We start from the raw sequence: 19767 nt of genomic DNA, 5'->3' as shown, positions 1-19767 counted from the left end.
CAATTTTGGTTTTTAGCTATTCTGTCCCACAGAACGTCTGAGCAATTTTCTGTACCGGTAATTAATAAACAAGCCGCAAAAAACGGCAATAATATTTATGATTAAAGAAAAAACAAAAACCGAATGAATCGTGCCATAACGGAGAATTATCCCGGTAATGAAAGGTATCCCCGCTTGAGCAATACCTGTCGCTGTATCGACTGCTCCAGTAACTTTTCCTTTAATATTCCAGAAAAACTGACAAATTACGGTCAAGCATAACTGAAAAATACCCGCTGTAAAAACACCGATAAAGAAAGCTGCTATCTGCGCTAAAAGGCTGTTTGTCGAACCCATTAAACCGATAGTCGCCAGAATGGATAATACCGGATAAGCGAGTAAAAAAGTCACTGGTTTAATCCCTTTTGCAAGTAAAAAAGTCATGCCAATAACTGAAAGAATAGCTCCGACATTATAAAAAGAAACCAATTTCAAGGATTCACTAAGACCCATTCCTATTATTTTTTGCCCGTAAGTCGGAAGCCAGGTCTGCATAAGATACAAAAGACCGGGCGCTGTAAAACCAATTAATATAAGCGAAGTCCCATCCAGCCAAAAATTAGGTTTCTTTACAAAATGGATATTAGGAGGAGATTCTGCAGATACCGCCGCTGAATTCTTATCCGGAAAAGAGGAGCGGAATAAAAAAACGGCAGAAATCAGAAAAACCAAGGCTATTGCAAAAAATGGAATGCCCAAGAATAAATGCCGATTATAACAGAACACCGTTACAAGCGGCAGGACAGAAGAACCAAAAGATACAATAAGCTTAAGTACAACCGTAGCGATTCCGGCATTATTCGGGAAAAATTCAATGAGGGACGGATACGTGCTCGTGTCCAGGCATCCTATCGAAAATCCGCCGAACAGTGAAAAAAACATCGCCATTTGGTAACTTGGGGATAATGGAACACCTACCAGAAAAACAATCATTAATAAACAACCTGCAATCATAATACGTTTTCTTCCTAAACGGTCCACGAGAATTCCATCAACAAAAACTGTGCACAACCGTCCTAATCCAAATAAAGCAATAAGAAAGCTGATATCTGTGCTGTCTACTTGAAACTGCTTACCCAAAAAGGACATATTCTGCGCAAGTATGATGTACGCCATGCCGTAAAGAAAATAGTCAAGATAACAAAGTGAAGCAGAACGGGCATACCTATGTTTCAAAATATTCATCTATCTTCACCTCTACAGAATTTAATTTGCAGATTCATTAACGAATAGCGTCTGTTGACGTTGTCATGCCTTATAAAAGATCCGATAATAAAAACGTTAAGTTGAATAAAGCTATCCGTTTATCCAACTTAACCATTCATTTTTGCATGCTGCGGATTTTGTTTCTTGTTAATTTCCACTAGTCGCTGTTTTTACTTTAGATGAAGATGAAAATCCGATCACTTTATGGCAGCGATAAGCAATAATCAGCGCAAGAACAAAGCCCGCGACAGAAATCCACATATCAAAAACCATGATGCTCGAGATATTTTTGTTTGACATTTGTCCGGTAATTAAGGGGATCGTGAAGGAAGCAATACTTCCTAAAGTATAGAAGACGCCTGTCATCGTCCCTTTTCCTTTCGGGAACACTTCCGCCATCAGAGTCAGTGCTAGCTGCATCACACCTCCGGCTGCCGAGAAGCCGATAACGAAGGAAAAGAGGGTGGTTACTACCGCCGTTGGATGCAGGACAAGGACAGTCAGAGCCAACATCGAAATAAAGGTGTACACAATCATTAAGTAAGTGGAGTGTATCCTTGTCGCAATTACTGCGGTCACAAATACACACACGATAGAACCAATCGCGTAATAACTCATCAGGGCATGCGCCGCGGTATCACCCATATGGGCAACACTGGAGCCATATTGAGTCAGCCACTGGCTGACTAGGTAAAAGGTTGCCTGAGAAATATAGCCATAGAGGCAGAAGGCGATTCCTTCTATATAAAACTTGGGTTTTCCGATAAACTGAATAGGCGATTTTTCGGCCGCTTTACCTGCCTCGTCTGACACTTGCATTGGCGGAAATTTACGCCTAAACAGATAAATCGCATTGAAGGCAAGAAGCACAATGCAAAGGATGAATGACCAGCCGAACCATAGATTAGCAGCAACAAGGAAGCTGATAATCAACGGCAGTAAAAATTGACCGGCGGAAACAAACGCTTTAATGAAAACATTGGCACTGCTTGCCGCATTAGGAAAGGATTCCATCAGAGCCGGATACGTTCCGCAGTCAAGGAATGAATTCGCAGCGCCGGCAAGAATTCCGAATACAAAGGCAATCCAAATGTTCGGACTGATCAAGACGCCGACAAAGAAAAGTACGTAGATCGAAGAACCTAGATAAACAAACGGTTTTCTGCCGAATTTATCAGACAAAATTCCGGCAAAGAAATAGACAACTAAACGTCCGATGCCTAAAGCCGAAATGACCGTCGCAACACCTGCTAAATTCGTGTTCCAATGCCTTGACAAAGCATCCATATTTTGCGCCAGAATGATGACACCCATTCCGTGAACAAGATAGTTGATATAGAGGCCGATAGCTGTCGGCATATACTTATTCTTCATTACTTTCCATCTCCTCAAGGGTGTTGACACAATTGAATTTATTAAGAACTCTGTAAACAGAAATGTTAAATTTTTTCTCTCATCGTGCTAAAATAAAATTGTACTGACAAATCATACTTTTAAAACAGCATCTTTTTGTTGCTGCTTTTTTTTACGCTTCTATCCGTGAAACGCAGACACCCAATGAAAAGTTCTTCAACTCCATCACGGGGTTTGGCTGGAAAATAAGGATTATCCATTTCCATACACTCAAGAAAAACAGAGGCGGGGTTTATTTAGCCAACCCGCTATGAACGATATCAAGTGCTTTTTTCAAGGAATCGACAGGAATTTGCCCCGGAGCAGATGCTTGATCACCTGAGCCGAAAGTCATAGACGATCCGAATATTTCTCCCGATATACGGCTGATCACTCCAAGCCCCCCCATCGACATTGTAAAGATAGGGCGATCCGCATAATTCTTCTTCATCTCGGCAGTCGCTTCAAGCAAAGTCAGTACATCCGTCTCCTGCTGAGGCATAACGGCAATCTTCGGAATGTCGGCGCCATATTCCTGCATTTTCCGCAAGCGAGCAACGATTTCATCTTTATTCGGGGTCTTCTGGAAATCATGATTCGACATCACAACATACACACCGTTTGCTTTTGCCGCTGCAACAATCTCTCTTACCTCTGTTTCTCCGGCAAAGAGTTCAACATCGACCAAGTCAATCTGATGCGTTTCAATAGCGGTCTTGTTAATAGCAACGTAATCTTCCTTACTGATTTCTTTGTAGCCGCCTTCTTGTTTGCTCCTGAACGTAAACAGCAACAGTTTATCTGTAGAGAGAGAATGCAGATAAGCAATGACTTCTTTTACTGCATCTGGATCGCCGAATTCCTCAAACGCATCGACGCGCCACTCAATGGCTTCGGGCTGCAATGATTTTGCGTGTTCAGCCTCCTCAAAAATTTTGTTTTTCGTTTTTCCGACTAAAGGAATAATAACTTTAGGTTTGCCCTTCCCAATCGTTGTTTTTTTAATCTGCAGTACTTTTTCACTCATTCTCTTGCCCCTCCATAAGATGTTTTCACTGTGTCAATTAAAAACCCATTTGCTGCTTGACCAAATCAATCGGCATTTCTTTCCCAAACCAAATCTCAAAAGCCTTAGCACCCTGAAACAGCATCATATTTAAGCCATTGATCGCTGCTTTACAGCCTGCTTCCTCCGCCAATTCCAACAGTTTCGTCTTGCGAGGGCTATAAATTGTATCAGAAACAACCAGATCTTTACGGAGCCAGCTTGCATCTGTAATCAAGCTTTTACCTTCAAGCGGATTCATTCCCACACCCGTCGCGTTAGTCAAAATATCACACGTGCTGATCTCCTCTTTCAATTTCTCTGTATCTTCCAGCGGATAAAAATGTGCTTTGCAGTTGATATTCTCCATCTCTTCGTTAATAACCCGGACGTTTCTCTTCGCATTTTCTGTAAATTGGTCCTCGCAGTTGAAAATTGAGATCTCGGCCAGGCCATCAAGGGCCGTCTGAATGGCAATGGCCGTGGCAGCTCCTCCCGCGCCGAGCAGTACCATTTTCTTATCTGTAATATCGACACCTGCTTCTTTTAAACCGCGGACATAACCAACACCATCCGTATTATGACCAATCAATTTCCCATTTTCATTAACAACCGTATTCACCGCTCCGTCAAATTTAGCCGCCGGTGACAATTCGTCCAGATAAGGAATAATCTTCATTTTGTTCGGCATTGAAACATTCCATCCGCGAAGGTTCAATGCACGGAAGCCTTTAATCACATCTTCCAGCTGCTCATTGCCGACTTCAAAAGCCATGTATGTGTAATTCAATCCCAGTTTCTTCATCGACATATTGTGCATCCGCGGTGACAGGGAATGGCCAATCGGTGTCGCAATCAGGCCAATTAGTTTAGTTCTTCCGTCAATTCTATCTTCATTAAATTTTTCCACAGCGCTTCAGACCCTTCATCGTATTTTTCATTTATTCTCAATTCCCCTGCAAAGCCTGCAATCTTAAAATCTATTTAGAACACAAGCTGTCTGACTTTGCGGCGGTAAGCCGTATAAATACCGGCAATTTGCATATAACGAGGTTTTATTGCCTCTGCCGAAGCCAAGGCAAAATAGGTGTTGTCGGCAGAAACCGGAACTTCGTCCGTATTCGCATCCGTGATCTGAAATCCGGCTAATTTGGCGACCCTTTCGATAAGAGAAAGATCAGTAACCTTTCCAGTAATATAGCAATCCGCCCGCAATTTTTTCAATGCGGATGCAATCACCAAGGCATTAGCCGCCTCCTCGCCACTTGTCTGAAAAAGCACGGCATCATCGGCCCCCATGGCAAAAGCTTCACGCAACTGGGTATCAGCCGTCTCGTCACCGACAGCAAACGCGATAACCGTTGCACCCGTTTTTTGTTTCTGCCGAAGAGCCGCTTCAATCGCTGCTCTATCGTTTTCACTGATATTCGTACAAGCAATACCGTCATTCTCGAGCTGCTCTTTTTCATCGAATGGCTTTAAATAGACAACGATATTCATCTGTTTAACTCCTTTCCAATCTGTTATAGTACAGGCAGGCCCCGACTGAGTAATCCGAGTCACAAAAGTCAACTTAAATCACGCATGAACCGATTCTTTTTTCTCCTCCGATTTTCTCGGCTTTCTTGTTTTTAATCCCATACCTCTGGAAATAACAATCTTTTGTACCTCATTTGTCCCTTCATAGATTTCCAGCAACTTGGCATCACGCATAAACTTCTCACCTATATAGCGATCGGTATAGCCAAACTGTCCCAGCAAATCTATACAGGCACTCGCGATGTCGTTCGCTGTTTTAGTGGCAAAATACTTTGCTTGAGAAGCTTCAAGATTGCAAGGAAGACCCTCATCCATCATAGAGGCAGCATTATAGGTTAATAATCGCGCACAATCCACCTGTGTCTGCATTTCAGCAAATTTAAACTGTACATTTTGATATCTTGCTAAAAGTTTACCGTTCCATGTAGTGGAATTAATAAATTTCTTGACTTCATCCAGCATGCCCTGAGCGTTTCCAATGGCCTCTCCGGCAACATCGACACGGCCTCCCTCGAGTCCGCCAAGTGCAACTTTCAGTCCGTCGCCTTCCTGCCCGAGAATATTATCTATCGGAATCTTCACATTATTAAGGATAATTTCACAGATAGATGCTTCTCTAAATCCCATCATTTTTTCTTTTTTTCCAATCGTTACTCCAGGCGTATGAACATCAAGAATAAAAGCAGATTTTCCCTTGCTTCCATAGATGGCCGGATCGGTAACTGCAACGAGAATAAAAATCTCTGCCGTTCCGCCGTTTGTCGCAAAACACTTCGTTCCATTTACCAAATAATAATTTCCCTGGCGGATTGCCGTTGTCCGGACACCATTACTGTCGGATCCGGCAGTCGGCTCGGTCATCGAAAATCCTCCCAGCTTTCTGCCCTCCCGCAGAAGTTGCGGCAAATAAGTTTCTTTCTGTTTCTTCGTTCCCCACTTTGCAATGGCGGCAATGGTCGCCTCATTATGGCCGGACAAAATGCCGGCGGTCGGTGTATCGACTTTAGCAAATTCCTCCATCGTCAGGACATATCCTAAATGATCGCCTCCTGATCCGCCAAGTTCCGGTGCCAAATGAAATCCCATAAATCCATTTTCAAAGAATTTTTTCAAAGTCTCATAGGGATAATGTTCTTCACGATCCAGTTCGGCTGCGATCGGCCTGATTTCGTTTTGCGCAAACTGTCTGAGCATCTGCCTTAACAGTTGATGCGTTTTTGAAAGTTTATAATACATCATACCCCTCCCTTTTTTGCTGATTCACATTTTTGCAAACGATTTCACGTTCCAGTATCTATTCCTGTTTAACGTGAGCACACCTGCACTCATAAACTTGTGAATCATCTTACATTTCAATTTTTATCTTTTTCACTAAGATTGTCTAATGCGTTTTTTTACTGAACCAATAAATTATCTACATATATCAATATCGTGAACTTCAAAGCAAGAAACTTATCAGCACGTTGCCCTATAAATAAAATAGCAAGAAGAACGGCCTGCACTTCAGGTGCCGGCTGAATCTATTTTTCGTCATTCCGTTTTTATGTTACTGGTTATCAATTAAAAAAGGCAGGATCTGTTTTTCACGTTCACAAGATTATAACTATTATTTGAACTTTAAAAGTACTTTTGTATGTTTGTGAATAAAGTCACATATTTATATAAATAATAAATTTATGTTTAATGGTAGTAAATAATAAATATTTTTTTAATGACAGTAAATAATAAATGTATCTTTAAGATTAATAATCAATAAACTTAGAAGAGCGTTGTAATCGCTTTCTTTTTCATTATTTGGGGGAGGGTAAATAATAATGAATCTGAATCAGTTAAAATACTTTAGTGTTTTAGCCCAAACGGAACATTTTACCCGTGCATCTGAAAAGTTATTTATTACCCAGCCGACTCTGACACATGCGATTAAAGAATTGGAAAAAGAAATGAATGTTTCTTTCTTTGATAAAGATGGCCGTAATATAAAATTGAACCGTTACGGCAAAGTGTTCTTGCAATATGTGAATGGTGCTCTCGAAACCCTTAAAAAGGGGGAAGGCGAGATGCAGAAACTATTAAATCCAGAACATGGAGTTGTAAATTTAGGCTTTCTGCCCTCGTTAGCAGAAGAGACAGTGCCAGCATTATTGGAGAAGTTCAAGAACGATGTGGTTCCTTCTAATATCAACTTTAATTTCTCTGAAGGGACAACAAAAGAGATCGCCAAAAAATTACTCGCCGGTGAAATTGATGTTGCGCTTTCTTCATCAATTTCGAACAATAGTGTTACAAGCATACCGATTTTTGAACAGGAATTGTTTTTGATTACGCCGGCCAGCCACCCGCTTGCTGATAAAAAGATTATTAATTTCAAAGAAATTGAAGAAGATCCGTTTATTATTTATAAGAAATCGAGCGGAATTCGTCCAATTGTAGAGGATATTCTGCAAAAAATCCATATTGAACCAAAGATCGCTTTCGAGCTTGAAAACGATGACACGATCTGCGGTTTTGTAGCAGCGAAACTGGGCATTGCCATCGTTCCTAAGATTTATGGCATCAATCATTACAACATTGTTCTTCACAAAATTCCGAAGAATTTATATCATCGTTACATCTATCTGAACTATTTGTCAAATAAAGCCCTTTCTCCTTCTGTTGATTTATTTCGAAAGTATGTAGAAAAGATAGCCTGCATTAAATCTACTGAGCAGAAGGTTAATTTACCCGTATAAATAAAAAAGCACGGACAATACCCTGATAGGCAATGGTCACGTGCTTTATCTCTCACTTTATTTTTCCGGACAAGAAGCGGGTTGGGCCGCTGCCAATCAGCCAAAACGGAACTCTACACCAAAAGTGCCGGCGGGAAATTCCCATTTATTAAGCACTGTCTTCCCGCATAAAACGCGGCACGTTCCACATTCTAGACATCCGGCGTAATCAAAGCGAAGAGTCCCGTCATCATTTAATTTGTATAAGGCCGCCGGACACGCATTAATCAGTTTTTTTATTTCTTTTTTGTCAATATTGCCTGTTTTCAAAACTATATGCGGATTGCTTTCGTCTACATTATATTTATTGTTTCCAAGTTTTTGCTCAACATTTATGCTCATAATGCTCGAACTCCCTTAAAAACATCCTTCATGAGATTCATGAGGCCCGCCTTCTTCACTTCGTGCATGATCTTTTTACGAAGAGGTAGAGTCTCCCCACCGTCAATAGTAAATAGATCTTTCATAATATCGGCCGCCAATTGTGGATAATCATTAAAAATACGCCTATTCTCCATAAATTTCGGGAATTTCCGGTATAGTTTCAGATCTTTCATCACAAAACTTTGATCAAGCAGTTCCTTATATTTAGAAAGAGAGGTTTCACTGTAATCCCTTCTTTCTTTAGCGTAAAGAATCGCCTTAGCAGCTGCCTCAGCTGATCCAATTGCCAAATCCATTCCGCGGACCGCATAGCCAATATTAATGCAGAACCCTGCTGCGTCACCGATGACAAGCACACCATTGCCGACAATCCTGGGTACCATGTTCAAGCCGGCCTCTGGCACAAGATGGGCCGAATATTCTGCAGTTTTCCCGTCTGCAATCAAAGGAGCAATTGCTTTGTGTATCTTGAAATTTTCCATCATTTGCGGCAATGGCACCGGTGAATCGCTCAGATCTGAAAGAGTGCAGACGATCCCGAGTGACAGACTCGACTTATTCGTATAAAGAAATCCGCCACCGATTCGTCCCGCCGATACGCTCCCATCAAAAAGCCAGGCAACCCCTTCGCTTTCGCTCAGATTGAATCGATCTTCAATAGTTTTCTTAGGAAGTTCAATAATTTCTTTTACGCCGACCGCAACTTGATCCGGTCTCAGCTCGCTGCGCATGCCCAACTTTTGGGCAAGCAGCGAATTGACGCCGTCCGCCAAAATAACGACCTCCGATTCCATCTCTTCCCCTCCGGCACTTATACCGCAGACATGCCCATCTTTAACCAACAAATCATCTACACGAATTCCCGGAACAATTTGAGCCCCTGCTTCTTCTGCCTGTTCAGCAAGCCATGGATCGAATTTGCTTCTAAGGACGGAATAAGAAGCGGTTCCACGTGCACCTAAGTCTTCCGACTGATAATCAACGGTCACTAAACTGTCTTCTGTTATCATACTGATTTTTTCTGTTGTTATTTTTCTCTCCAATGGTGCTTTTTCAGCAAAATCGGGGATAATTTTTTCCAAACTGTGACTGTACAGACGTCCGCCGGTCATATTCTTGCTGCCTGGATAGTTTCCTCTTTCAATAATCAGGACATCCAGTCCTTCTTTGGCCAGTAGATAACCAGCCGTGCTTCCGGCTACACCCGCACCGACGATGATTGCATCGAATTTATCCGACAAAATAAACACCTCATTTCAATCCAGTTCAGCAAGGCACAATCTATTATTTCAGTGCCGCGCTGATTTCCGGCAGTATTTCTACGAGATCACCAACAATGTAATAATCCGAAACTTTAAAAATCGGCGCATTCTCATCTTTATTAATTGCGACAATTCTTTTCGCATCCCGTATGCCATATACATGCTGGATCTGCCCAGAAATACCGGCACAAAGATATAAGTCCGGCTTAATCACCTGACCGGAGATGCCAAGATAGCGTTCTTCCGGCATCCAGTGAAGATCCTCCGTCACCGGCCTTGAACAGGCCACTTCACCGCCCAAAAGATCGGCCAATTCTTTTGCATACCGGATATTGCCTTCAGAACCGAAGCCGCGGCCGACACCGATCACAATATCTGCATCAGCCAGATTAACTGAAGCCTTTTCTTTTTGTGTTCGTTCCAGCAATACAGGTGAATTTTCTATGCGGGGCGAAAGAAAAGCAACATTGCCGCTGGTATCATTGACAACTTTTTTATTGAAACTCCCTGTGTCTGCCGTGACAATAACGCTTTTGTTCATGGAAATCACTAGCTGTTTTTCGGCAAGTCCGCCATAAATTGCTCGCGAAACAAGCAATTTACCTTCTTCCTGTTTCAGCGATTTGATTTCTGTCAGAACGGGTCCGTCAATCAGCCCCCCCAGATAGGCGGCTAATGTTTTTCCGCGTTTCGTCGCTGATATGAGAATCAGTTCCGGCTTCTCACGAAGTGCAAGCGGTGCTAATGCAACCGCATATTGTTCCCACAACGTTTCTTCCGGTAATTTTAGAAGAGTGACTTCCGAAGCGCCGTACTTATAACATTCAGCTGCTTGTTCAGACGTACCGCCTGTGAAAACTGCAATTTTTTCTCCCATTTCCGATGCTTTGCTGATGAATCCGAAAGCCTCGTTCGCTGTTTCTGTAATGACCCAAATTAATTTCATTTTTCGTCACCTTTCTTTCAAACTTTTTTGCTCAGGAGAACCTTTCTTGTTGACTATTTTTTTGCCTCCGATCATTTAAATAACTTTGTCATTTCTCAAAAACTGTACCAGTTTGACAGCAGCTTCTTTAATTGATGTATCACCATTATTCAACTTTACCTGTTTACGATCCATGATTGACGCCCCTTCTTTGACAACGGCAACGGGAGAAACTCTTTCAGAGGGTGAAAGGCCCAGATCTTCAATTTTTAATTCTTCTGAAGGTTTTTTCCTTGCCGACAGAATTTGCTTCATTCCCGGGATCTTGGGTTCATTGATCTCGGAAACAACCGTCAGCACAAGCGGCGTTTTCGCTTTAACTGTTTCAATTTCATCTTCTAATTTTCTCACAATTCTAAAATCTGAATCTTCCGGACTGACTTCAGAGGCATAGGTAACAAGTTGATAGCCAAGCAAACCGGCCAGCCGAGGACCGACTTGCTGGGAATAATTATCGCTGGATCCCTCTCCGCAGATTACAAGATCCACATCTCCTATTTTCCTAATGGCTGCAGCTAAAATCCTTGCCGTATCTGAACTTTCCAGTGTCTCTGATTCAATGTAATAGGCCTTATCGATGCCGCGGGAAAGAACATCTTTCAAAGAACTTTTGACGCCCTTTCCCACTGTCAGAGAAATGATGTCACAACCTAGCTTTTCTTTTAACGTTGATCCTAATTCAATCGCATTACGATCAATTTCACTGATTTTATATTTTGCACGACTCGTATCCATTATTCTTTTTTCCTGATCAACTGTAATGTCCGTCTCATCTAGCACCCATTTATAGTTTATTAATATCTTCACGTTTGTCCATCTCCTAATGAAGAATCTGTTCTTTCTTTGTTTAAAATCGTTTTTATACTTCGATAGCCTCTGCTGCGATATTCAGGATTAACGGTTTCGTTTGTGATTCAATAACTTTCAATCCTTCCATATCTCTGTAGAGTGTCTCTATGCCCAGATCTCTTGTATACCCGTATCCCCCATGAATCTGAATGGCTTCGCGGCAATTATTAATGCCGGTTGTCAGAGCATGGTACCGGGCAATTTTTGCTACTTGTGCGAGTGGTTCTCCTTCATCTTTGTTCACTGCCGCCTTATAGGTTAATAATCGAGTCGCTTCAATATTGACGGACATAATGCCTATTTTTTCCTGAAGAGCATCAAATGAAATGACCGGACGGCCAAATTGAATGCGCTGTTTCCCGTAAGCAATTGCCTTCTCACGTGCTGTTTCCGATAGGCCTGCAGCAATAGCTGCAATGCCCACACTAAACAGCTCATTTACACCCTGGGCAATCGATTCACCATCGCCTTCTTCACCGAGTAAATTATCTTTCGGTACTCGTACATTTTTAAATGTAACGGTCACTGCTGATAACCCGTCCAGTCCCATTTTTCTGTATGGATCGCTAATCGTCACGCCCTGTTGCACCCTATCGACGACGAACACGCTTAAGCGACCGTCTACTGTTGCAAAAGCAATTAGAAAATCGTTTTTATCCGCATTAATGACAAAAGTCTTCGTACCATTGAGTAGATAAAAATCGTCCTGTTTCTTAGCAACGGTATCAATTGCTATTTGATCGGAGCCGATGCCTTGTTCACTGTATGCGTACGTCCCTGTCTTTCCACCGCCATTCAAGGCAATCAGATAACGTTCCCTTAATTTTGATGAACCCCAGTTGAACAAGGAATAAGCTACTTGTGTACTTTGAATCGCCAAAGCAAGCGCGCTTGAAGCCGAGACTTTCGCCAATGTTTCAAGATTTATAATAAAGCTTAAAAAATCACCCTCAGACCCACCAAAGCCTTCAGGATAAAATAGTCCAATAAAGCCCATTCCGGCTAAATCTTTTAAAAGATCATTAGGATCTTTCTTCTCTGCGCCAGCAACAGTTTCTTCCATACTTTTTCTTATAAGTTCCTGTTCTTCCGAAAATTTGAAATTCATAAATATCCCCTCTTTACAATTATTTTCCCGAGCACTGCATGCCGCCAGATTCATTCGATTCGTTTTACCAGAATTGGCGAATGAGTTCGCGAATTTATTAGAATTAAGAATCTCCCTTTGTTTCATTGTTGCATTGGTCTTCGCTAACGTCTAATGCTCTATTTTTATGAATTTCACAAAATTTTTCATGCATTTTCGATTCAAAAATAAGTGGATCAATCTGATAATCAGGCTAACCCGACAATAAAAGTCAAAATGGCGACAGACTGCATCCAGCATAAAAAAAACCGGCTTCCGTTCAATTCAGGATATACCGGGCAGGCCGTCCCCCTTTAAATCGGGTAACCCCTTAGACGACTCATCGATAATATACCGGGCTTTTGAGAACTGCATCCGCAGAACTTTATCGTGCGCTGCATGCAGAAAAAGAATAATTTTTTTCAGAACCCGTCTTCTTTTAAAATTAAGATATTACCGATACCCAGGATATGGATTTTTCTGTCGTATTCTGTCAAAATAAAATAAGGGATACCTCTCTTATTTCTGAATCTCATGCGAATATTTAAAGATGAGTACTTTTCAGGATACATAATTGGGGCTGTCTCTCGTTCGGTTGACTGAAACTTTGAAATCGTTTAATCAGGAAATAGTCGTCGGCCTTTAAAATCTAAAAGTGTTTTTATTTGCTAAATCAGATTTTATAGATCAATCAGTTTCAAACTCTATCTATCTATTGATAAGCGGAACGGAAAGGGAGCAAAAATGATACAAAAACAATTGGATATGAAATACCGCAAGCCAAACAAAAAACCTAAAAAGAGCCATAGACGTCTTCGCTATACGTTACTGATTCTGGCGATATTGCTTCTCAGCCTGACGGGGTTCGGAGCTTACGCCTATCAAAGACTGAATCCGCAGAATCATTTTCAAAATCTGAAAGCGATCAGCGGCAACACGACAAGCGACTATCAGGCAAGGGCCGGTGTATTCAATGTGCTCCTGATCGGAACCGATGCCAGAAAGGGCGATCCCGCGGGACATACGGATTCAATGGTCCTTATCAATGCCGACCTTAATAAGCACACATATAATGTGCTTAGTATTCCCCGCGACGCAAGGGTTTATCTGGAAGGTTACGGTTATACAAAAATGACAAGTGTTCAGTACGTTTCTCAGCTTAAACACGGAAGCCGGACGGGAATTGTCGACACGGTGAAAACCATTTCCAATCTGACAGGCGTGCCGATCAATTTTTATGCAGAAACAAACTATTGGGGGCTTCAGTATATGGTCGATGCGATCGGCGGCATCAGCATGAAACTTCCTTTTGACGTTACACTGACACACCCGTGGTATCCGGAAGACAAGGGATTGACTTTTAAAGCCGGCACCCATTCGCTCAATGGAAAAATGGTTACCGAAATCGTGCATGAGCGCTATTCACTGCCCGGAACCGATTACGGACGGCAGCAGCTGCAGGAAGAAGCGCTGATCGGCATTGCCAAGAAAATCGTCCAGCCGTCTAATGTGACAAAATACCCGGCTCTGTCAAATTCACTTTCCAAGTTTCTTATTGCGACCAATATGAGCCAGGAAGATATGATCAGCATCGGGCTCGGCGTCAAAAGCGATTTCCACCCGAATCAGCAGATCCATTACCGTCAGGTTAAAGGGGCCAATGGCACGATGTACGACGATGTGCTTCAGTCCTACAACGACGAGGTTGTCCTCGATCCCGGTCAGCTTCAGTCCGTTATTCAGAAATACTTTTCTCTCGATGCTAGCAATTAAACAGCAGAGCCCGTGATCGAGTGAAAAGAGACCTGTTCCGGAAACCGGACTTTCTGCAGTAAACAATCCTATTCCTGCGCTTTTAAATCAAAAAAATTAATAAAACGGAGCGGCGCCGGGCGATATTTTCCAGGGCCGCCGCTTTCTAGATAAATAAAGATCGAGAGAAAATAAACCTCTCGATTTTTATTTTTATTCGACGGATGGCTATTTCGACTGCTTGCATGAGAAAATCCCGATTTCCATTCGGATTGTCGGCGGCGATTCACCATCTTCTGAAGAAAGTCCGAAGAGTTTTCCCGCCAACAGGCATTCAAAAAAACACAAGGAAGGTCCGGATCATTTTCAGATGAATTTTCTCCGGCCTCATCCTTTAAAAGGTTTCTGCTTAAATATCCGCATTCTCTGTTCACAGTTAACAGTTTGCGAACCGGGTTCAGACAAAGTCCGTCACCGGAACTTTGTCTGAACAGCTTTCCTGTTCAGCGGCGCCTGTACGCTGCACCCCTTAGCTTCAGCAATCCATGGGGCATCCTGCCGTCTGTTTTTCGGCCGGATGCCCCTAAAAGCAAATCATGAAATTTTCATGCAGGCTCAGACAGGTTCCGCCCCTGAATCGCCGCGATCATTACAGCGGACCGAAGACCGATTCCGCCAGGATTTCGGCGATGTCTTTCGTTTTAACCGAGTCTTCGATGCCCTTCATTTTCGTTCCATCGGACAGCATCGTCAGGCAATAAGGACAGGCGCTGCCGATAATGGTCGGGCGGACCTCGAGCGCCTGTTCCGTGCGTGCCAGATTCACGCGTTTGCCGGCGTTTTCTTCCATCCACATTCTGCCCCCGCCGGCTCCGCAGCACATTGCGTTCTCCCGCGAACGTTTCATTTCAATCAGTTCCACACCCGGAATGGCTTTCAGTATATTTCGCGGTGCATCAAAAACGCCGTTGTAGCGCCCGAGATAGCAGGAGTCATGGTAGGTGATCCGTTCGTTCATCCGGTACCGGGGCTTAAGCCTGCCTGTCTTGACTAATTGTTCGAGCAATTGCGTATGATGAAGCACTTCCGCTTTCAGTCCGAATTCCGGATATTCATTTTTAAATGTATTGAATGTGTGCGGGCAGGCAGTCACAATCCTGCGGACACGATACTTTTCGAAAACCGCTATATTTTCCTTGCAAAGCTGCTGAAACAAGAACTCGTTGCCTAAACGGCGCGGCGTATCGCCGGAGCCTTTCTCCTCGTTGCCGAGTACGGCAAAATTGACACCGGCTTCGTTAAGCAGACGGACCAACGAACGGGTCACTTTAATACTGCGGCTGTCGTAAGAACCCATGCTGCCGATAAAAAAGAGATAATCGAAATCCGGATTCTCCCGGACCGTTGGAACAGACAGGCCGTCCATCCATTTTGAGCGGTCGCTGCGGCTCATTCCCCATGGATTGCCCTGCCGTTCGATATTCTGCATCGCCCGCTGTCCTTCCTGAGGTACTTTTCCTTCCGTCAGGACGAGATAACGGCGCAGGTCGATGATTTTATCGACATGCTCATTGCCGACTGGGCACTGATCCTCGCAGTTACGGCATGTTGTACAGGACCATATTTCCTCTTCCGTAATCACGTCTCCGATCAGATTCACATCCCTGACATCGCTGCCAGGCGATTGGCCCCAGGAAAATTTATGCCATTTGATCGTCGGTTCGATATCCGTAACCGGCGCAAGCGGAGCAGCGGCCGGAATCGCTGCCGTTTCTGCTGCGGAACGTGCGGCCGCCTCTTCAGTCATTTTTGCCATCTTCCAGGTGCCGTTTCCATCCGGCCTACTCTTTACCATGTGTGCGCCCGCGGTGCTGCCGAGATTGGGTATCCAAGGTGATTTCGAAGTCACCGCCGCCCCTTTTTCCGTCAGATGATCCCTCATTTTCGTGATCAGGTGCATCGGCGACAGGACCTTACCGGTCGCCGCAGCGGGACACATATTTGTACAGCGCCCGCATTCGACGCAGGCGTAAAGATCCAGCAGCTGTGTCCGTTCAAAGTCCTCAATTCTGCCCGTCCCGAATGATTCCGCTTCCTCGTCATCGAAATCGATGGAACGCAGCCTGCCCGCGGGATCCGTACGGTGAAGAAAGATATTGATCGGCGCCGTGATCAGATGAAAATGCTTGGACTGGGGAATATAGAGGGCAAAGGAAAGCAGAATCAGCAGATGCGCCCACCAGGAAACATAGTAGAGGACTGCCGCCGAGTTTGCCGGCAGTCCGGAAAATGCCAGGGCAATGAGCGACGATATCGGAGCATACAAAGCCGCCCCTTCATTCAAGCGCATACGATCAAATGCTAATGTAAACAGGACGGCAAGCATCAGAAAAAAGATGAAGAAAATCACAAGACTGGGCTTCCATCCTCTTTTCAGGCGTTTCAGTTTCTCTCCGTAGCGCCGATAAACGGCATAGGCCGCGGCAATCAGTACGAGGAAAACCGTCAGCTCCTGCGAAAATTGAAAATAGCGGAAACCCGGAATCGGCAAGTGGTGTCCGCTCAGTCCCCTGAAGATAATGTCCAGTGCCCCGAATTGCAAAATAATGAAGCCATAGAACATGACCACATGCATGACGCCGCTTTTTCGGTCTTTGAGTAATTTTTTCTGGCCGAATACTTGTGCGAGCAGCGCCATGATTCTTTCTGTTAATCTCCCGTGCAAAACGGCCGGCTTTCCGAGTTTAATATACGTGTAGCGGCGATAGATGACTTTAACTGTCAGATAGATTCCGCACCCGGCTACGAGCAGGAAGAGGAAAAATTGGATCAGCTGCCACATAGCTCTCAACTCCCATACAGAATAAATGGAATGGATCATGTTATTGTTTTTCCGACAACACCTTTTTGAATGCCTCCGTTAATTTGGGCACTACCTCGAACAAATCTCCGACAATGCCGTAATCGGCAACTTGAAAAATCGGAGCTTCCGGATCTTTATTAATCGCCACAATCACTTTCGATTGCGACATGCCCGCCAGATGCTGAATCGCACCTGATATGCCGCAGGCTATATATAATTCGGGGGTCACGACCTTGCCCGTCTGGCCGATCTGCAGAGCATAATCACAATAGCCGGCGTCGCAGGCTGCACGCGATGCCCCGATTGCGCCTCCCAGAACATCGGCCAGTTCCTGAAGCAGCTTAAATCCGTCGGAGCTTTTTATCCCGCGCCCGCCGGATACAACGACTTTCGCTTCGCTGAGATCGACACCCTCCGCGGTTCGCCGAACCACTTCCTTAACCGTGGAGCGCAGGTTCCTGATTTCGACGTTGACAGGAATGACTTCAGGCGATCTTTCATTTTCTTTCGGCTGAATATTATTCGGACGGATGGTGACGAACAGCTTTTGCTCCGTGAATTTTTTCTTTTGAAAAGCTTTCCCTGCGAAAATCGGACGGACAAAAATCGGATCGCCGCCTGCAACCTGCACATCCGTACAATCCGTGATCAGGCCGAGACCGAGACGGGCCGCCAGCCGTGGAGCGATGTCTTTGCCGATTCCCGTATGCCCGAGCACGATCGCCGCCGGATCCGCTTTTTCAATCACCTGCAGCATCGCCTGCTTATATGCATCCGGCGTGTACTGCTTCAGATCATCGTGAGCAACGGCATACACCCGATCCGCCCCGTATTTTCCCAGTTCTTCCACCTGTCCGTCCCGAATGCCGCCAAACAGGACGGCAGCCACTTCGCCCCCCTCGGCAATCCGGGCGGCAGCCGTCAGACTCTCAAAAGACACATTTCTGAGCCGGCCGTTTTTCTGTTCAGTAAAAACCAACGTCGTTCTGCCCATTTGTACATCTCCCCTTTTACGAAATTAACAGGCTCCCGTTCTGCGCCGGCCCCCTGAAGATAACAGGAACAGCCAGTTGATCGATCAGATGATGGGCCGCAAGACTTCAACCAGCTCTTTAACCTGATCATCCGGCTCTCCGCTCAGTATTCTGCCGGGTTCTTTCTTCGGCGGCAAATAGGTTTCAACGACGGATGTTTTCACTTGGAAAGCGTCCTTCACTCCCAGATCTTCTGCTGAGAGACGGGCAATTGTTTTTCTCTTTGCCTTCATGATCCCGGGAAGAGAAGGATAGCGCGGTTCATTCAGCCCCTGCTGCGCCGTCACAAGAACGGGGAGCGCACTCTCGACGACCTCCGTTCCGCCTTCAGCATCCCTTTCCGCGGTAACCCGGCCGCCTGCTGCTGTCAATTTTGTGACTGCGCCGATATGCGGTATATCCAGCTCTTCCGCTGCCCGGATGGCGACCTGGCCCGAACCGCTGTCAACATCGAAGTTTCCGCCGAGAATGAGATCGGCTGCTTCCTTCCGGGCGAATTCAGCAAGCAGTCGGGCCAAAACGTATTCATCCTCCGGAAGAGACACATCGCTGATCAGAGCGGCCTTGTCCGCCCCCATCGCAAGCGCCGTACGCAATGCACTTTCCGAGCGCTCCGGTCCGGCCGTGACGACGGTCACCTGCCCGCCGTGCTCATCGCGAATCCGAAGCGCTTCTTCAATTGCGTATTCATCATAGGGGTTGATGATAAATTTCACGTCGGATTGATCAATCGTTCCGTTTTTAAGGGTTATTTTCTCCTCGGTATCGAAAGTCTGCCTGATACAAACAAGAATGTTCATCGCGAGTCTCACTCCTTATCCATCTTTTTGTTAAAACCGGACTGCCGTTATTCGGCAGAGCTTGCGCCTGTTTTCCGATTGACTGAAGGGGGCCGCCTTCACCTCCGAATCCATTCTGAATCCGCTTTCAAACATCTTTTTAACGAACAGGGACCGGGCGCTTTGAACCCGGGGACAGTCCCTGAAAAAACGCCCATGTCTCCGTCACAATGTTTTTCGGATCAGGCTTATTGCATTCTCCTCATCATATGCATTTTATTTGTGAATAGACTGATCGGCCGAATCAATGAAATCATCGAATTTTTTCCGACCCGTTCAAGGTCTGCCTAGTAAGTGTTTTCATTTTTTCGCGGTTTACACCTCCCGATCAGCTTAATCTATTCGGTTTTCATGGCGCTTCAGCGATTAACCGTCTAGAATTTTCTGATCGCGGACTTTTCCTTTTGAAAGATAAACGGCGGCCGGGACGATTTACCGGCGACTGCCTGATGGCCGTTCTCGTTCTCCGGAATCTTAATTTTTTCCTACGGGATTTGCAGTGGATCGATTCGATGGATCTGACATTGACGAGTGACATGCCGGAACATTTTATCGATGGGCTGAAGATTTAACAGCGAAAGTCGATCACACGAGAAAACGGCTATTTTCGGAACAGCAATCGTCTGCTTCAGATGGGTAGGCTGTAACGTACGTCCGACTCGACAGAAAGGAATTATGTGATGA

Annotated in this window: 15 protein-coding genes; 2 read left to right on the top strand and 13 right to left on the bottom strand. The window is 44.6% G+C overall.

Annotated elements, in window-relative coordinates; translation table 11 throughout:
• Positions 1-12 precede the first annotated feature (12 nt).
• From Q6A92_RS01145 to Q6A92_RS01120, 6 genes are all read right to left on the bottom strand, one after another.
• On the bottom strand, positions 13-1224 hold the full coding sequence (locus Q6A92_RS01145) for an MFS transporter (protein WP_274400196.1): 1212 nt from the start codon (positions 1222-1224) through the stop codon (positions 13-15).
• 168 nt (positions 1225-1392) lie between these two features.
• Positions 1393-2619 (bottom strand): MFS transporter, encoded by a 1227-nt coding sequence (locus Q6A92_RS01140; RefSeq protein WP_274400195.1) that lies wholly within the window; start codon positions 2617-2619, stop codon positions 1393-1395.
• 271 nt (positions 2620-2890) lie between these two features.
• Entirely contained in the window at positions 2891-3664 is a 774-nt protein-coding gene (gene aroD, locus Q6A92_RS01135; protein WP_274400192.1) for a type I 3-dehydroquinate dehydratase, read from the bottom strand.
• A gap of 37 nt (positions 3665-3701) precedes the next feature.
• On the bottom strand, positions 3702-4592 hold the full coding sequence (locus Q6A92_RS01130; protein ID WP_274400191.1) for a shikimate dehydrogenase: 891 nt from the start codon (positions 4590-4592) through the stop codon (positions 3702-3704).
• 74 nt (positions 4593-4666) lie between these two features.
• Positions 4667-5182, bottom strand: coding sequence for a hypothetical protein (locus tag Q6A92_RS01125; RefSeq protein ID WP_274400190.1), 516 nt, complete (start codon positions 5180-5182; stop codon positions 4667-4669).
• A gap of 78 nt (positions 5183-5260) precedes the next feature.
• Positions 5261-6457 carry an acyl-CoA dehydrogenase family protein gene (locus Q6A92_RS01120; protein WP_332236769.1) on the bottom strand — a complete coding sequence of 399 codons (1197 nt, stop codon included), beginning with the start codon at positions 6455-6457 and terminating at the stop codon, positions 5261-5263.
• 578 nt (positions 6458-7035) lie between these two features.
• On the opposite strand from Q6A92_RS01120, the gene Q6A92_RS01115 reads away from it, so the two are divergent.
• Complete coding sequence (locus tag Q6A92_RS01115) at positions 7036-7950, top strand: LysR family transcriptional regulator (RefSeq protein ID WP_332236768.1); 915 nt, start codon at positions 7036-7038, stop codon at positions 7948-7950.
• 377 nt (positions 7951-8327) lie between these two features.
• Here Q6A92_RS01115 and Q6A92_RS01105 read toward each other — a convergent pair whose 3' ends face one another.
• From Q6A92_RS01105 to Q6A92_RS01090, 4 genes are all read right to left on the bottom strand, one after another.
• Positions 8328-9623 carry an FAD-dependent oxidoreductase gene (locus Q6A92_RS01105; protein WP_332236766.1) on the bottom strand — a complete coding sequence of 432 codons (1296 nt, stop codon included), beginning with the start codon at positions 9621-9623 and terminating at the stop codon, positions 8328-8330.
• 34 nt (positions 9624-9657) lie between these two features.
• On the bottom strand, positions 9658-10581 hold the full coding sequence (locus tag Q6A92_RS01100; protein ID WP_332236765.1) for an electron transfer flavoprotein subunit alpha/FixB family protein: 924 nt from the start codon (positions 10579-10581) through the stop codon (positions 9658-9660).
• A gap of 75 nt (positions 10582-10656) precedes the next feature.
• Positions 10657-11427 carry an electron transfer flavoprotein subunit beta/FixA family protein gene (locus Q6A92_RS01095; RefSeq protein WP_332236764.1) on the bottom strand — a complete coding sequence of 257 codons (771 nt, stop codon included), beginning with the start codon at positions 11425-11427 and terminating at the stop codon, positions 10657-10659.
• A 52-nt stretch (positions 11428-11479) separates the two neighbouring features.
• Positions 11480-12703: an acyl-CoA dehydrogenase family protein gene (locus Q6A92_RS01090; RefSeq protein ID WP_332236763.1), complete on the bottom strand. Its 1224-nt coding sequence runs from the start codon at positions 12701-12703 to the stop codon at positions 11480-11482.
• Between the two features lie 636 nt (positions 12704-13339).
• On the opposite strand from Q6A92_RS01090, the gene Q6A92_RS01085 reads away from it, so the two are divergent.
• A complete protein-coding gene (locus Q6A92_RS01085; RefSeq protein ID WP_332236762.1) occupies positions 13340-14368 on the top strand; it encodes an LCP family protein in 1029 nt (342 codons plus the stop codon).
• Between the two features lie 628 nt (positions 14369-14996).
• Here the strand turns inward: Q6A92_RS01085 and Q6A92_RS01080 are convergent.
• The 3 genes from Q6A92_RS01080 to Q6A92_RS01070 all read right to left on the bottom strand — a co-directional run bounded on the left by Q6A92_RS01080 (position 14997) and on the right by Q6A92_RS01070 (position 19044).
• Entirely contained in the window at positions 14997-17189 is a 2193-nt protein-coding gene (locus Q6A92_RS01080; protein ID WP_332236761.1) for a (Fe-S)-binding protein, read from the bottom strand.
• A 40-nt stretch (positions 17190-17229) separates the two neighbouring features.
• Positions 17230-18204, bottom strand: a complete 975-nt coding sequence (locus Q6A92_RS01075) for an electron transfer flavoprotein subunit alpha/FixB family protein (RefSeq protein WP_332236760.1) — start codon at positions 18202-18204, stop codon at positions 17230-17232.
• A gap of 84 nt (positions 18205-18288) precedes the next feature.
• Positions 18289-19044, bottom strand: a complete 756-nt coding sequence (locus Q6A92_RS01070) for an electron transfer flavoprotein subunit beta/FixA family protein (RefSeq protein WP_332236759.1) — start codon at positions 19042-19044, stop codon at positions 18289-18291.
• Positions 19045-19767: the final 723 nt, after the last annotated feature.

Origin of the sequence: Sporolactobacillus sp. KGMB 08714, from assembly GCF_036598985.1 — a bacterium.
In the GTDB taxonomy this organism is placed as follows: Bacteria; Bacillota; Bacilli; order Bacillales; family Sporolactobacillaceae; genus Sporolactobacillus.
Note: the sequence above shows the minus strand (reverse complement) of the source record. Positions and strands in the feature narration are given on the sequence as shown.